Origin of the sequence: Polaribacter pectinis (genome assembly GCF_014352875.1) — a bacterium.
In the GTDB taxonomy this organism is placed as follows: domain Bacteria; phylum Bacteroidota; class Bacteroidia; order Flavobacteriales; family Flavobacteriaceae; genus Polaribacter; species Polaribacter pectinis.
This window is the reverse complement of the sequence record NZ_CP060695.1, coordinates 3,376,775-3,390,981: the sequence shown is the minus strand read 5'-3', so window position 1 is coordinate 3,390,981 and position 14,207 is coordinate 3,376,775. Positions and strand designations below refer to the sequence as shown.

The window sequence follows — 14,207 nt, the reverse complement described above, 5'->3', positions numbered from 1 at the left end:
TTCAAAAAAACGTTGTACAAAAAAACAAATCCATGAAAAAATTAGCTTTAATATTAGTCTTATTAACAAGTTCAATAACTTATTCTCAACAAGAAATAAAGTTAGATATTGCAAATGCTTTAGTTATTAAAAGTTTAGAATTTTCTTATGAAAACTATATTTCTGAAGAATCTTCTTTTGGTATTTCTGCCCTTTATAATTTAGAAAAGCAAAGTGCTACTTTTAGATATAATGAAAACATGATGATTACTCCTTATTATCGTCATTACTTTACAACTAATGAAAAATGGAACTTTTTTGGAGAAGGTTTTGTTGGTATAAACTCTGGTAAAACTGAATCTGTAGAAGATTCTGGTGTATATGATTTAAAATATACAGATGGTGCTTTAGGTGTAGCTGTAGGTACAAAATATATTTCTAGCGGAGGTTTAATTGTAGATTTATATGCTGGTCTTGGTAGAAATCTATTTGGTTCAGATTCGCCAATTATTGTTCCAAGAGTTGGTTTAAATGTTGGTTGGAGATTTTAACAAAAAACTTTTATAAAAAATAAAAAACCTCATCAATTGCTGAGGTTTTTTATTTATAAATAATTAAATATTATATTTTCTGCAACCAAGTTTTTACAGAAACTTCTGCTTTTATAATCTCTTTTAAATCAGAAATTGCAACTCTCTTTTGCTCCATAGTATCTCTGTGTCTTATAGTAACACATTTATCTTCTAAAGTATCATGATCTACGGTAATACAAAACGGAGTTCCTGCAGCATCTTGTCTTCTATAACGTTTACCTACAGCGTCTTTTTCATCATAAAAAACATTAAAATCCCATTTTAAGTCTTCCATAATTTCTTTGGCAACTTCTGGCAAACCATCTTTTTTTACTAAAGGAAAAATGGCTGCTTTAAAAGGTGCTAAAACTGCTGGCAGCTTTAAAACAGTTCTTGTTGTTCCGTTTTCTAGTTCTTCTTCTTGTAAAGAATTAGAAAAAACTGCTAAAAACATTCTGTCTAAACCAATAGAAGTTTCTACTACATATGGAACATAATTTTTATTTTCTTCATGATCGAAATACTGTAATTTCTTACCAGAAAATTTCTCATGCGCTTTTAAATCGAAATCTGTTCTTGAGTGTATTCCTTCTAATTCTTTAAATCCGAAAGGGAAATTAAACTCAATATCTGCAGCTGCATCTGCGTAATGTGCCAATTTATCATGATCATGAAAACGATAATTCTCTGCTCCCATTCCTAAAGATAAATGCCATTTCATTCTTGTTTCTTTCCAGTTTTCATACCATTCTTTTTGGGTTCCTGGTTTAACAAAAAATTGCATTTCCATTTGTTCAAACTCACGCATTCTAAAAATAAACTGTCTTGCAACAATCTCATTTCTAAAAGCTTTACCAGTTTGGGCAATTCCAAAAGGAATTTTCATTCTACCCGTTTTTTGAACATTTAAAAAGTTTACAAAAATACCTTGTGCTGTTTCTGGACGTAAATAAACTTGTGTAGAATTTTCTGCTGAAGCACCAATTTGTGTACCAAACATTAAGTTAAACTGCTTAACCTCTGTCCAATTTTTAGAGCCTGAAACAGGACAATTAATTCCTAAATCTATAATTAGTTGTCTAAAACCAACTAAATCATTTTCTTCTTGAACTCTTGTAAGCTCTAAAGTAATTTCATCTATTTGTTTTTGACGACGTAAAACATTTGGGTTTGTTGCTCTAAACTCTTCTTCATTAAAAGAATCTCCAAAACGTTTTTTTCCTTTATCTACATCTTTCTGAATTTTTTCAGAAATTTTCTCTCTAAAATCTTCAACTAAAACATCTGCTCTGTATCGTTTTTTAGAATCTTTATTATCAATTAAAGGATCATTAAAAGCGTCTACGTGACCAGAAGCTTTCCATGTTGTTGGGTGCATTAAAATTGCAGCATCTATACCAACAATGTTTTCGTGCATTTGCACCATTGCTTTCCACCAATAGTCTCTAATATTTTTCTTTAGCTCAACTCCATTTTGAGCGTAGTCGTAAACCGCACTTAAACCGTCATAAATTTCAGAAGACTGAAATACATAACCATATTCTTTTGCGTGCGATAATACTTTTTTAAATTGATCTTCTTGTTTTGCCATAATGGGCGCAAAGATAAACGTTTGCAGAGATTTTTCAAGAAAAACTTACATGACTTTTTTACAACGATAAACAAAAGCTGGTGGAATATTTAATGGCTCGAATTCTAAAGAAATAGATTCATTAAAAACAGCTTTTAGTTTTCTAAAATAGGTTAAGCTATATTGAAATTGAACATAAGTACCTTCATTTTCTAATACTTGGTAAGATTTATTTAAGATTTCTGAAGAAACTTCTTCTGGTAAAATAGTTAATGGTAAACTAGAAATAATATGATTTGTTTTAAAAAAACCTAATCGATTTAGTACTTCCTTTATATTTGATGCAGATGACTCAACAACAATTAGTTGAGAGTTTTTTAATGCTAATAATTGATTATAAAAATTAGTGTTTATTTCAAAACAAATTAAAGTTGCATTTGGTGGTAACTTCTTTAAAATTTTCTTTGTAATTGCTCCGTTTCCTGGACCCAATTCTACCAAAACCTCAACTTTAGAAAAATCTATTTCTTTAAGCATTCTGTTTGCTAAAAAGCGAGAACTTGGTGTTACAGTTCCTACATTTTTTAAATTTTTTACTGCTTCCTTAAAAAATTTTATTCTGCTCGTCAATTATAAATTTATATTTTATTAATTATCTTTCTAAAAAAAAGCTAGGTAAAGATGCAATTTTTAAAAGACTTTTTTCATTTATTTTACCCCAAATTATGTGCTAATTGCGAAAACAATCTAACAGAAAACGAAACTGTAATTTGTACTTTCTGTAGACATGACTTGCCTTTAACAAACTTTGTTGATTATAAAAAGAATAAAGTCTATGAAATTTTTTACGGTAGAGTTTCTATTGAAAAAGCAAACTCTTTACTTTATTATCGTAAGAAAGGAATCACAAAAAAAATAATACATGAGCTTAAATACAAAGGAAATGAAGACGTTGGTGTATTTTTTGGTAACTGGCTGGGAGAGATTTTAAAAGAAAATCGACAATTGTCTGACGTAGATTTTATAATTCCTGTTCCATTACATCCTAAAAAAATGAGACAAAGAGGCTATAATCAAGTTACAAAGTTTGGTGAATATTTAAGTAAACACTTAAAAATTACTTTTATTGAAAATATTTTAATAAGAATTTCTACATCTAAAACACAAACTTTTAAAGCTCGTTTTGAGCGATTTAATAACTTAGATACCAAGTTTATGTTAAAAAATACTTCAATTTTTACAAACAAACACGTTTTATTGATTGATGACGTTATAACAACAGGCGCAACTTTAGAGGCTTGTATTAAAGAATTACAAAAAACAAAAGGCATTAAAGTAAGTATCATAACTATGGCTTACACAGAATAGTTTTTATCATTTTTTAAATGAAAAATTAATTGTTAATTTGTAGTAAATTTTACATTTGTGAAACATCTTTCTAAACTTTTTTATATTACATTTTTATTAATTCTTGTATCTAATTGTGCAAGAACAGGAAGACCTGAAGGAGGTCCAAAAGATGAAGATGCTCCTTTGTTTGTTACTTCCAACCCACCTTACGAAACTACAAATTTCAATAAAAAGGAAATAGAAATTGAGTTTGACGAATACGTAAAGCTAAAGGATTTAAACAAACAGCTAATTGTTTCTCCTCCATTAAAAAACCCTGCTTTAATTACCCCACAAGGCACAGCTAGCAAAACTATTAAAATAAAAATTCTAGATACTTTAACTAAAAATACAACCTACATTTTTAATTTTGGTAATGCTATAGAAGATAATAATGAGAATAATAAATTAGAGGCTTTTAAGTATGTTTTTTCTACAGGAAATTATATAGATTCTTTAATTACTTCGGGTAAAATTAAAGACGCTTATTTAAACGAAACTCCTAAAAACATTAATGTTTTATTATATAGAATAGATAGTGCTTTTACAGATTCCATCATTTACAAAAAGAAACCAAATTACGTTGCCAATACTTTAGACACAACAAATTTCAACTTTTCTAACCTTAAAAAAGGAAAGTACTTAATGATTGCTTTAAAGGAAACTTCTAGCGATTATATTTTTAATCCCAAAACAGATAAAATAGGTTTTTATAACGATACCATATCCTTACCAAAAGATAGTATTATAGAGAAACCAATTGTAATTTTTAATGAATTACAACCTTATAAGTTTAGACGTGGAAAAGAAATATCTAAAGGTAAAATTGTTTTTGGTTATGAAGGAGAAATAGAAAATCTTAATATTAAAATTCAATCTGACGTACCTAAAGACTTTAAAAGTATTTCTAAATTTGAAATTAATAAAGATACTTTAAACTATTGGTTTACACCTTTTGAAGCAGACTCTTTAAATTTTATCGTTTCTAATGCTAATTTTTTAGATACAATTACAGTAAATCTTCGAAAGAAAAAAATAGATTCATTAACTATAAACTCTACAATAAGTAATACTTTACACTTAAGAGACACATTGTTTTTAAAAACAAACAACCCAATTATAGAATTAGATACTAGTAAAATATCAATTACAGATAAAGACACTATTGCAGTTCCTTTTTCTAGTTATTTGTCTTCTAAAGAAAATAAAATAGCTGTTCTTTTTGATAAAAAACAAAAGCAAAGTTATTCTGTAACGATCTTACCTGATGCTTTTAAGGATATTTTTAAACAACCAAACGATACTCTAAAATATAATTTAAAAACAAGAGAGTTAGAAGATTATGGTAAAATAACCTTAAACATTATTAATGATAATTCTAATCCTATAATTATTGAATTAGTTGAAGGGAAAGATAAAAACAAATTAGTAGAACGTAGATTTATAACAAAGTCTGAAACCTTGATCTTTGATCTTCTACAGCCAAAAACATATTATATTAGAGCAATTATTGATACCAATAAAAATAATAAATGGGATACAGGAAACTACCTGCTTAAACAACTTCCAGAAGAGATTATTTATTATAATGAAGAATTAGAAGTAAGAGCAAATTATTTTATAAATAACACTTTTACAATTAATAAATAGTAGTAAATTTTGTAGTTCAGATAAATTTACTATATATTTGAAACTTACTTTAAGACCCCTAAATCTTGAAAACCCCTATAACAATTATTTTTGTAATTGTTTTTATTCTAGAAATTAAGGCGCAACATTACACTCACGATATCGGAGCATTTGTTGGCACCACTAGTTTACAAACAGATTACGGCCAAAGAGGCAATTTTGCAAGCGAATGGAATAACAATGGCTTGTCTTTCTCTGTCGCCCATTATTTAAGTTTTTACAATAGAACTTTAAGATGGGATCCTAACAACGTTATGCATAACCATTTAATGGTAAAAACTGAATTGCACTATTTAAGCAATACAAAATTACAACATCATGGATATTGGGCTCAAAAACAAACATATGGAGGAGAACAATTAAGAGCCATGAAGGGAACTGTTAGAATGTTAAATATTGGTGTAAATCTAGAATATTTTCTAAATCCTTTAGAAGAATTTGTTTATCCGTATTCAGATACTCCTTTCAATCCATTTTTTACATTCGGACTCAAATATGCTTTTTACAACAATAGCTTAAAATCAGATTTAGGTGATTGGCAAGAAGACATATCTATTCTTCCCACTAAATACACTTTAGAAAATGCCCTTTCGTTAGGTTCTGGAGAAGTTTTTTCTGTAACAATTGGCTTGGGTACTAGATATAAGATAACAGAAAAACTAGATTTAGCATTACAATTTAACTATCAATATTTCTTTTCTGATGAAATTGATGGTTTACAAGCAGAAGTTTTCGAAAACAAAAATAATGAGTGGTTACTAAATATTCAACTTGGTGTAGTATATCATCTTAACTTTAGTTCTCCTTTATTTTATTAAAAATCCCCCCGAAAATTATTGAATAACCCCTAATTATTCATGTAAAAAAAAGAGAGCAATTTTGCTCTCTTTTTTTATTTGTTTAAGTTTTAGCTCTAAAAATTTAAAGCAGATTCTAAATCTGCTAACAAATCTTCTACATCTTCAATACCAATACTTAAGCGAATTACAGCATCTGTAACTCCTATTTTTAGACGCTCTTCTTTTGGCATTGATGCATGAGACATGGTTGCTGAATGATTCACCATACTTTCTACACCTCCTAAAGATTCAGCTAACGTAAAAAATTTTATGCTTTTTAAAAATTTAAAAGTTGCTTGGCTGCTATCATCTTTTAAGCTAAAAGAAACAACTCCTCCAAAATTCTTCATTTGCTTTTTGGCTATTTCATGATTTGGGTGCTCTTTTAATCCAGGAAAATAAACATCACCAACTTTTGGATGATTTTTTAAAAATTTAGCAACCTCAATCGCATTTTCACAATGACGCTGCATTCTAATATGCAAAGTTTTTATGCCTCTTAATGCTAAAAAAGAATCCATTGGACCTGCAATTGCACCTGCTGCAAATTGTATAAAATGAATTTCTTCTGCTAATTTTGCATCTTTTACAATTAAAGCGCCCATTATTAAATCTGAATGTCCTCCTAAATATTTTGTTGCAGAATGCATTACAATATCTGCTCCTAAATTTAAAGGTTGTTGTAAATATGGCGTTGCAAATGTATTATCTACTCCAATTAAAATATCAGAGTTTACATTTTTAACTGCAACACAAATTGCTTCAATATCTACTATTTTTAATAACGGATTTGTTGGTGTTTCTAACCAAACTAATTTTGTGTTTTCTGAAATTGAGTTTAAAATATCCTTTTCAGAATCCATATTTACGTATATAAATTCCAATCCGTATTTTTCGAATAGTTTAGTAAACAATCTGTAGGTTCCACCATACAAATCGATTGCAGCAATAATCTCGTCACCCGGTTTTAGTGTTCTTAAAACACAATCGATTGCAGCTAAACCAGAGGAAAAAGCAAAACCATGTGTTCCATTTTCTAAAGAAGCTAAACTTTTTTCCAATGCAGTTCTTGTAGGGTTTGAACCTCTGGAATAATTATATTCTTGATTCTCGCCAGCATTAAATTGTGCAAACGTAGAAGTTTGAAATATGGGTGGCACAACAGCCCCAGTTTTTTCTTCTGGTTTTTGACCTCCGTGAATTGTTTTGGTATTAAACTTCATTCTATAGAATTTATTTAATGAGAAGCAACTTCTGTTTCTTTTGCATATTTCTTTATCAATTTACCAACTGTTAACCCTTGTATTAAAATTGAAAACACAACAACAATATAAGTAATTACTAAAAACAAATCACGTTCCATATCACTTGTAAGACTTAACGCTAATGCAATTGAAATTCCACCACGTAAACCTCCCCAAGTCATAATTAAATTCGTTTTTGGAACAAAATCTAATTTCTTTGCGTAGATTTTTATCGGTAATAATAAAGAAATATATCTTGCTAAAAGCAACACAGGAATTATAATAAAACCTGCTAAAATATAGGTTGCATCAAAAGTTAAAACTAAAATTTCCATTCCAATCATTACAAAAAGAATGGTGTTTAAAAGTACGTCTAACAACTCCCAAAACTTATCTACATATTGTTCTGTAATTGCACTCATAGAAGATTTCCTTACAGTATCTGTACCTACAATTAAACCAGCTGTTACCATTGCTAAAGGTGCAGAAACATGTAATTTTTGTGCAATTAAAGTTCCACCCATAACTGCAGCTAATGTTATAATTACTTCAGTATCATATTCGTCTATACTTTTTAATAATCTATAAGTTATCCAACCAATTAACAACCCTAAAATAATTCCTCCTGCAACTTCAACAAAAAATAATTCTGCTATATGACCTACAGAAATTTCTGTTCCTCCTTTTGCAATTTGATAGATTGTTAAAAAAATAACAACTCCTACTCCATCATTAAAAAGCGATTCTCCAACAATTTTGGTTTCCAAATTTTTAGGTGCACCTACTTTTTTCATAATTCCTAAAACGGCTATTGGATCTGTTGGCGAAATTAATGCCCCAAATAATAAGCAATAGATAAAATCGACATCTAAATGAAGCATTTTTAATACATAAAAAACGAAAAATCCTGCTAAAAAAGTGGAAATTAAAGTTCCAAGAGTCGCGAAAATTAAAACAGGTTTTCTTTGAATTTTTAATTGCTGAAAATTAGTATGCAAAGCACCTGCGAACAATAGAAAACTCAACATTACATCTAATAAAACTGTTTTAAAATCGATACTTGTAATCAATTCTCTTTCTTTGATTAATAAAGTATCATCAAAATAGCTTAACACAAAAACAGCCAGTGTAAAAACAATGGTTATCAGCATTAAACCAATTGTGGTTGGTAGCTTTAAAAATTTGGTATTTATATAACCGAAAACAGCAGAAAGCACTATTAAAACAGTGGCAATTAGAAAATAATCCATAGAAAATTATATAAACTTTTTAATTGAAAAAATAATTCCTACATGTAAACCTTCATGAAAATTATTAAAAGGAATAGCCATGTCCATAGAATCTATATCTACACCTGTACTTGTAGGATATTCTTGATATTCCTTAAAAATACCAGCTTCATAATCTTCTTCTAAAGTATCTGGTAAACCTGCAAAAAGGTCTAAAACTTCATCAAATTCTTCTTGTGTAAAATCTTTTGTTGGAAAAGTTCCTTTTCTATGTGTTTCAATTAATTCATCTGGGCATAAACAGTTTAAGCCAGATAATTTATAATGTAATAATTGTTGTGTAACTACTAAATGTGCAATATTCCAAGCAATGTTATTTTTAAAACCTTCAGGTATTTTATTTAATTGCTCTAACGTTAAGCCTTCAATTGTTTTTAAAGTTAAAGCTCTCGATTTTCTTAAAATATGGAATTGTTTCTTCATTTTTATTGTTAATTTTGGACTGTAAATATAATGATATAAATAATGAAGAAAGTCTATTTTTTGCAAACTTGTGATACCTGTAGAAGAATTCTAAAAGAAGTAAATACAGATGGTTTTGAACGTCAAGAAATAAAAGCAAACCCAGTAAACGTTGCTCAATTAGAAGAAATGCACAAACTTTCTGGAAGTTATGAAGACTTGTTTAACAAACGTGCAAAATTGTACAAATCTATGGATTTGAAAAACCAAAATTTATCGGAAGCAGATTACAGACAGTTTATTTTAGATGAATACACATTCTTAAAAAGACCTGTTTTTATTGTTGATAATGAAATTTTTATTGGAAATAGTAAAAAAGTTGTTGCGGAACTAAGGGAAAAAATTGGGTAGTTTTTGTTACTAATTCACATAAAAAAAATCCTCAAAAAAAATTAATTTTTGAGGATTTTATATTTCTAATAAATGATTTTTAAAACGTCATAGAAATTCCCATGGACATTCCTTTTAGATTCAAATTAAATTGTGGTTGAAAATTTGAACTTGCTGTGGGCTGATCTGCATTGTATAATTCCACTGCTTTTTTTGTTTTTCTATTAAACCCTTTTACAATTGGAATTGTAGCAACAATAAACGCTACACCTACTCCAGCTAAAGCCCATTCTGGATCTCCTCCTCCAATAGCTGTTCCTATTGGATAACCTATTAATCCACCACCAATTCCGCCTAAAACCATACCCCAAGTTTGGTTAGATTTTGCTGATTTCACCAAATCAAAAGCTTCTTGATTATCTTTTACAATTTCCTGCATTTGGTTTAATGTTATTGTTTTATCATTTTGAGAAAACGTATAACCGCCAAATACTTTTTTCATTTCAATTTTTTGTGCATTTACTGACGAGAATGTTATTACTGAAAGTAAGATTGCTAAAAGTACTTTTTTCATTTTTTTTAAAATTTTAAGTTATAGATTAATTTGATTTATAAACCTTTATTAAATTTTCTGCTTCTTTTTTTGCACTCCAATTTTTAAGAATCGTTTCTCTTGCTTGATTTCCTAATAATGGTAATTCTGCTTTTATTTTTTGTTGCAAAATAGTTTCTAATTCAAATATATCTCCAGCTTCAAATAAATAACCATCTTTTTTATCTTGAATTAACTGAGAATGCACACCCACATTTTTAGTGGCAATTACTGAACAACCACAAGACATAGCTTCTGCAGTTACTAAAGAAAATCCTTCAGAAAAACTGGGTACAACCACAATTTTTGATGCTTGGTAATAAGAAACAATATCTGCAGTTTCATCAATAAAATAAACTTGATTTTCTATGGAATATTTTTTTGCAATTGCTTTTAATTCTGATAAAAAGTCTGGTTTATCAACTTTACCAACAATTACCAACGCCCAATTTTTGTGTTCTTTTAAAATTTTGGAAGCTTCTAATAAAACAACTTGTCCTTTTGCTTTTCTAACTCTTCCTGCGCACAAAATGATATTTTCTTGTTGAATATTATCTAACGAAATATTTTCCTTCGGAATAAATTCGGAAACATTTACTCCATGACCAACAATGGTATTTTTAATACCTAAATTATCGCTCATCGATTTTATAAGCGTAACAACTTTGTCTGCACTTTTTAATAATTTTAGAGTAAGATTAGATGGTTTAGATTCTGCATGACGTGTAGCAATCAACTTAAATTTTGCACCCAAAGCTCTAAAAATAAGCATTCGAATAATTTCGTTATTTCTATGACAATGCACCACAACTTCTCTCTTCGAAAACAATATTTTCTTTAATTCCGAAAAAGAGATATTGGTTCCTTTTGCAGTATTTCCATAAATATAAGCTTCATATTCATCAGAAAAAAAAGGAAAAACATTTTCGATACTTCTGGTAACTCCAGTTCTGCGTTTGTGAAAATGTGTATGAATTAAAACAGGTTTCAAGTTTCTGTGTAATTGTTTAGATGTATAATTGTATAAAAGATTTCTCTATAAAGTCGAAATGACAAACTTGCTCAACTTTGAATTTTAAACTCAAAATTTTGAATCTTTTTAAGCGAATTTACGTTCTATTATTTCCATAAAACGTGCTTCTAATTCTTCGTGTTTTGTCCAATTATAATCTGGTTTCACCATTTTATTGACAAATTTTTTCGCTTCCTTTTCTGTCTTTAAAGTATTTAATTGAGAAACTACTCTGTTAAAATCTTCTTGACTTCCTTCAAACAAATTCTTTACAAAAGTAATTCTGTCATTTAAACCAATTTGAATGTTGCCAGATAATCTATCATTTAAAGATTTTGGTTTTGCTGGCTCAAATAAATTTGCCATAACATCTACAGGAATTGTATCTTGTAATTCTTCTTCTAAAGTTAAAGAGTTACGTTCGCCAACATCTTTTGGGTCGTCTTTAAAATTGGTAGCAGAATGATTACTTTCTTTTACTATTTCTTTTACATCTTCTAAAGTTAAAATAGTTTCTTCTTCAACTATTTCTTCATCTGCTTTACTTTCAACTTCTAGGTACTCACTTGTTTCTTCATTGTCGATAGATTCAGAAGCTAAAATTTCTTCTAACTCATCAAAAGGTTGTTCTAAAATCTCTGTTTTATCTACTTCTAAATATTCGTCTTCTAAATTATGTATAACAGTTTCTTCTGAATTTTCTTCAACAATTTCTTCTAAAGCAACATCTTTCTTTTCAAAAGCTTCTTCAACTGTAGAAAGTAATTCCTCTTTTGTTTCTTTTACATTAACAGTAGAATTCACATACTCTTCAACAAATGCTAAAACAGATAATTTCTCATAAATTTCCTTCGATTTTTGCTTCAATAAAAACACATTGTCTTTATTTTTCATCTGTAAGATGCTGTGTGCTAAACTTATTAAATCGGCTTCTAATTTTTTGTGCATAAGTTGTAAGTTGATTTTATTATTTACTCGTAAATATTCCTAAATTTGTTGAAACTCAAAGTAACGTAAAGTTACAAAAATATAACGCCTAAAATTACAAAATGTTTCTTGAAAATACAGTAAATCATACAGAACAATTTGGTTGGATTGAAGTAATCTGTGGTTCTATGTTTTCTGGTAAAACAGAAGAATTAATTAGACGTTTAAAGCGTGCACAATTTGCAAAACAGCGCGTAGAAATCTTTAAACCTGCTGTAGATACGCGTTATGATGAGGAGGAAGTTGTTTCTCATAATGACAATAGAATTCGATCAACACCAGTTCCTGTTTCTTCTAATATTAGACTTTTAGCTACAGATGTAGATGTTGTTGGTATAGATGAAGCCCAGTTTTTTGATGATGAAATTGTAGCGGTTTGTAACGATTTGGCAAATAGAGGTGTTCGTGTAATTGTTGCTGGTTTAGATATGGATTTTAAAGGAAATCCTTTTGGACCAATGCCAGCTTTAATGGCAACTGCAGAATATGTTACCAAAGTACATGCAGTTTGCACACACACAGGAAATTTAGCACATTATAGTTTTAGAAAAGCCCAAAATGATAAGATTGTAATGCTGGGTGAAATGCAAGAATATGAGCCTTTAAGTAGAGCTGCATATTATAAAGCGTTGAAAAAACAAAAGGAAGAAATTGTCTCTAAAAAAGAAAATTCTACAGATGAATAATCACGTTACAGTTTTAGAAATTGATGGAAATGCTTTAGACCATAACCTAAATTATTTTAAAAATAAATTACAACCAAAAACCAAAGTTTTAGCAGTTGTAAAAGCTTTTGGTTATGGAAGTGATGGCGTGCAAGTTGCCCAGTTTTTAGAAGATAAAGTAGATTATTTTGCGGTTGCTTATGCTCATGAAGGAATTGCACTTCGTGAATCTGGTGTTAAAACTCCTATTTTAGTTTTACATCCTCATATTCAGAATTTACAAGACATTGTAGATTATAGATTGGAACCTAATTTGTATAATTTTCAAATTTTCGATGCTTTTTTAAAATTAGCAGACCAAGTTCCTTTGATGAATTATCCTATTCATATAAAATTTAATACCGGTTTAAATAGATTAGGTTTTTGGCATACAGATATTCCAAAAATCATCTCTGATTTAAAAGAAACCAATCATGTTAAAGTGCAATCTTTATTTTCTCATTTAGCAGCAAGTGAAGATTTAGAAGAACAAGATTTTACCATCAACCAGATTAATAATTTTGCTTACATAGCACAAGAGTTTTATAAACATTTAGGTTATGAACCTATGTTGCATATTTTAAATACTTCTGGAGTAGTAAATTATGCAAAAGCTCAATTTGATATGGTTAGAATTGGAATTGGTTTGTATGGTTTTGGAAACGATGAAAAAGAAACTGCGCAACTTAAAAATACACACAATTTAAAATCTATTATTTCTCAAATTCATATAATAAAATTAGGAGAAAGTGTAGGTTACAACAGAGCTTTTGTTGCTAAAAGACCTACAAAAACGGCAACAATTCCTATTGGTCATGCAGATGGTTTGTCTAGAAAATTAGGTAATAAAAAAGGGTATGTTTTAATCAATAACCAAAAAGCACCCATTATTGGAAATGTTTGTATGGACATGATTATGGTAAACGTTTCTAAAATAGATTGTAAAGAAGGAGATGAAGTAATCATTTTCAATCATCAAAATATGATACAACATATTGCAAATGTTTCAGAAACAATTGTGTACGAAACATTGACTGCTATCTCACAACGTGTTAAAAAAATGTTAAAGAAATAATTTTTTTTATTACTTTAGCAATCTAATAACTAATTAAAAATAGAATAAAAATGGGAATGCTTAAAGAGTTTAAAGACTTTGCAATGAAGGGAAACCTTGTTGATATTGCAGTAGGTTTTGTTATGGGTGCAGCTTTTAAACAAGTTGTTACTTCTTTTACAGGAGGAATTGTTTCTCCATTAATTGGCCTAATTTTCAATACAGATCTTAAAGATTTAAAATGGATTGCAAAAGAAGGTGTTGTAGATGATGCTGGAAAAGTTGTTGGTGAGGTAGCTGTTTTATACGGAGATTTCTTAACAAATGTAATTGACTTTATTATTGTTGCTTTTGTAATGTTCTTAATTGTAAAAGGATTAAACAATATGAAGAAAAAAGAAGAGCCTGCTCCAGAGCCAGCTCCTGCAGGACCAAGTCAAGAAGAATTGTTAGCACAAATTAGAGATTTGTTAGCAAAAAAATAAGAAGTTAACT

The 14,207-nt window shown here is 29.0% G+C and carries 16 protein-coding genes; 8 read left to right on the top strand and 8 right to left on the bottom strand.

Annotated elements, in window-relative coordinates; genetic code table 11:
- Window positions 1-32: 32 nt before the first annotated feature.
- Window positions 33-530: a DUF3575 domain-containing protein gene (locus H9W90_RS15015; RefSeq protein ID WP_187482385.1), complete on the top strand. Its 498-nt coding sequence runs from the start codon at window positions 33-35 to the stop codon at window positions 528-530.
- A 70-nt stretch (window positions 531-600) separates the two neighbouring features.
- Here H9W90_RS15015 and H9W90_RS15010 read toward each other — a convergent pair whose 3' ends face one another.
- A complete protein-coding gene (locus tag H9W90_RS15010) occupies window positions 601-2,142 on the bottom strand; it encodes a glycine--tRNA ligase (protein WP_187482384.1) in 1,542 nt (513 codons plus the stop codon).
- 45 nt (window positions 2,143-2,187) lie between these two features.
- Window positions 2,188-2,751 carry a class I SAM-dependent methyltransferase gene (locus H9W90_RS15005; protein ID WP_187482383.1) on the bottom strand — a complete coding sequence of 188 codons (564 nt, stop codon included), beginning with the start codon at window positions 2,749-2,751 and terminating at the stop codon, window positions 2,188-2,190.
- A gap of 51 nt (window positions 2,752-2,802) precedes the next feature.
- Between H9W90_RS15005 and H9W90_RS15000 the strand changes: the two genes are divergently transcribed.
- The 3 genes from H9W90_RS15000 to H9W90_RS14990 all read left to right on the top strand — a co-directional run bounded on the left by H9W90_RS15000 (window position 2,803) and on the right by H9W90_RS14990 (window position 6,017).
- Complete coding sequence (locus H9W90_RS15000) at window positions 2,803-3,489, top strand: ComF family protein (protein WP_187482382.1); 687 nt, start codon at window positions 2,803-2,805, stop codon at window positions 3,487-3,489.
- Between the two features lie 57 nt (window positions 3,490-3,546).
- Window positions 3,547-5,160 carry an Ig-like domain-containing domain gene (locus H9W90_RS14995; protein WP_187482381.1) on the top strand — a complete coding sequence of 538 codons (1,614 nt, stop codon included), beginning with the start codon at window positions 3,547-3,549 and terminating at the stop codon, window positions 5,158-5,160.
- A 65-nt stretch (window positions 5,161-5,225) separates the two neighbouring features.
- Window positions 5,226-6,017, top strand: a complete 792-nt coding sequence (locus H9W90_RS14990) for a THC0290_0291 family protein (protein WP_187482380.1) — start codon at window positions 5,226-5,228, stop codon at window positions 6,015-6,017.
- A 95-nt stretch (window positions 6,018-6,112) separates the two neighbouring features.
- Here H9W90_RS14990 and H9W90_RS14985 read toward each other — a convergent pair whose 3' ends face one another.
- The 3 genes from H9W90_RS14985 to H9W90_RS14975 are packed head-to-tail and all read right to left on the bottom strand — an operon-like array spanning window position 6,113 to window position 8,994.
- Window positions 6,113-7,261 carry a cystathionine gamma-synthase gene (locus H9W90_RS14985; protein WP_187482379.1) on the bottom strand — a complete coding sequence of 383 codons (1,149 nt, stop codon included), beginning with the start codon at window positions 7,259-7,261 and terminating at the stop codon, window positions 6,113-6,115.
- Window positions 7,262-7,275: 14 nt separating this feature from the next.
- Window positions 7,276-8,532: a cation:proton antiporter gene (locus H9W90_RS14980; RefSeq protein WP_187482378.1), complete on the bottom strand. Its 1,257-nt coding sequence runs from the start codon at window positions 8,530-8,532 to the stop codon at window positions 7,276-7,278.
- A gap of 6 nt (window positions 8,533-8,538) precedes the next feature.
- On the bottom strand, window positions 8,539-8,994 hold the full coding sequence (locus H9W90_RS14975) for a DinB family protein (RefSeq protein ID WP_187482377.1): 456 nt from the start codon (window positions 8,992-8,994) through the stop codon (window positions 8,539-8,541).
- A 42-nt stretch (window positions 8,995-9,036) separates the two neighbouring features.
- On the opposite strand from H9W90_RS14975, the gene H9W90_RS14970 reads away from it, so the two are divergent.
- Window positions 9,037-9,384 carry an arsenate reductase family protein gene (locus H9W90_RS14970; RefSeq protein WP_187482376.1) on the top strand — a complete coding sequence of 116 codons (348 nt, stop codon included), beginning with the start codon at window positions 9,037-9,039 and terminating at the stop codon, window positions 9,382-9,384.
- A 79-nt stretch (window positions 9,385-9,463) separates the two neighbouring features.
- Here the strand turns inward: H9W90_RS14970 and H9W90_RS14965 are convergent, their stop codons facing one another.
- From H9W90_RS14965 to H9W90_RS14955, 3 genes are all read right to left on the bottom strand, one after another.
- The gene (locus H9W90_RS14965) at window positions 9,464-9,937 is read right to left on the bottom strand and encodes a hypothetical protein (protein ID WP_187482375.1); all 474 of its coding nucleotides are present in this window, start codon (window positions 9,935-9,937) and stop codon (window positions 9,464-9,466) included.
- Window positions 9,938-9,962: 25 nt separating this feature from the next.
- A complete protein-coding gene (locus H9W90_RS14960; protein ID WP_187482374.1) occupies window positions 9,963-10,946 on the bottom strand; it encodes a glycosyltransferase family 4 protein in 984 nt (327 codons plus the stop codon).
- A gap of 108 nt (window positions 10,947-11,054) precedes the next feature.
- Window positions 11,055-11,915: a DUF8457 domain-containing protein gene (locus H9W90_RS14955; RefSeq protein ID WP_187482373.1), complete on the bottom strand. Its 861-nt coding sequence runs from the start codon at window positions 11,913-11,915 to the stop codon at window positions 11,055-11,057.
- Window positions 11,916-12,016: 101 nt separating this feature from the next.
- Here H9W90_RS14955 and H9W90_RS14950 point away from each other — a divergent pair, with 101 nt between their 5' ends.
- The 3 genes from H9W90_RS14950 to mscL are packed head-to-tail and all read left to right on the top strand — an operon-like array spanning window position 12,017 to window position 14,197.
- The gene (locus H9W90_RS14950; RefSeq protein ID WP_088353893.1) at window positions 12,017-12,640 is read left to right on the top strand and encodes a thymidine kinase; all 624 of its coding nucleotides are present in this window, start codon (window positions 12,017-12,019) and stop codon (window positions 12,638-12,640) included.
- Window positions 12,633-13,733, top strand: a complete 1,101-nt coding sequence (gene alr / locus H9W90_RS14945) for an alanine racemase (RefSeq protein WP_187482372.1) — start codon at window positions 12,633-12,635, stop codon at window positions 13,731-13,733. The genes H9W90_RS14950 and alr overlap by 8 nt, the downstream gene beginning before the upstream one ends.
- Window positions 13,734-13,789: 56 nt before the next feature.
- A complete protein-coding gene (mscL, locus tag H9W90_RS14940) occupies window positions 13,790-14,197 on the top strand; it encodes a large conductance mechanosensitive channel protein MscL (protein WP_187484012.1) in 408 nt (135 codons plus the stop codon).
- Window positions 14,198-14,207: the final 10 nt, after the last annotated feature.

What these genes read in the sequence shown, in the direction of transcription:
- H9W90_RS15015 (WP_187482385.1), top strand. Translation starts at nt 33, where the DNA reads ATGAAAAAATTAGCTTTAATATTAGTCTTATTAACAAGTTCAATAACT.
- H9W90_RS15010 (WP_187482384.1), bottom strand. Translation starts at nt 2,142, where the DNA reads ATGGCAAAACAAGAAGATCAATTTAAAAAAGTATTATCGCACGCAAAA.
- H9W90_RS15000 (WP_187482382.1), top strand. Translation starts at nt 2,803, where the DNA reads ATGCAATTTTTAAAAGACTTTTTTCATTTATTTTACCCCAAATTATGT.
- H9W90_RS14985 (WP_187482379.1), bottom strand. Translation starts at nt 7,261, where the DNA reads ATGAAGTTTAATACCAAAACAATTCACGGAGGTCAAAAACCAGAAGAA.
- H9W90_RS14980 (WP_187482378.1), bottom strand. Translation starts at nt 8,532, where the DNA reads ATGGATTATTTTCTAATTGCCACTGTTTTAATAGTGCTTTCTGCTGTT.
- H9W90_RS14975 (WP_187482377.1), bottom strand. Translation starts at nt 8,994, where the DNA reads ATGAAGAAACAATTCCATATTTTAAGAAAATCGAGAGCTTTAACTTTA.
- H9W90_RS14970 (WP_187482376.1), top strand. Translation starts at nt 9,037, where the DNA reads ATGAAGAAAGTCTATTTTTTGCAAACTTGTGATACCTGTAGAAGAATT.
- H9W90_RS14965 (WP_187482375.1), bottom strand. Translation starts at nt 9,937, where the DNA reads ATGAAAAAAGTACTTTTAGCAATCTTACTTTCAGTAATAACATTCTCG.
- H9W90_RS14955 (WP_187482373.1), bottom strand. Translation starts at nt 11,915, where the DNA reads ATGCACAAAAAATTAGAAGCCGATTTAATAAGTTTAGCACACAGCATC.
- H9W90_RS14950 (WP_088353893.1), top strand. Translation starts at nt 12,017, where the DNA reads ATGTTTCTTGAAAATACAGTAAATCATACAGAACAATTTGGTTGGATT.
- alr (WP_187482372.1), top strand. Translation starts at nt 12,633, where the DNA reads ATGAATAATCACGTTACAGTTTTAGAAATTGATGGAAATGCTTTAGAC.
- mscL (WP_187484012.1), top strand. Translation starts at nt 13,790, where the DNA reads ATGCTTAAAGAGTTTAAAGACTTTGCAATGAAGGGAAACCTTGTTGAT.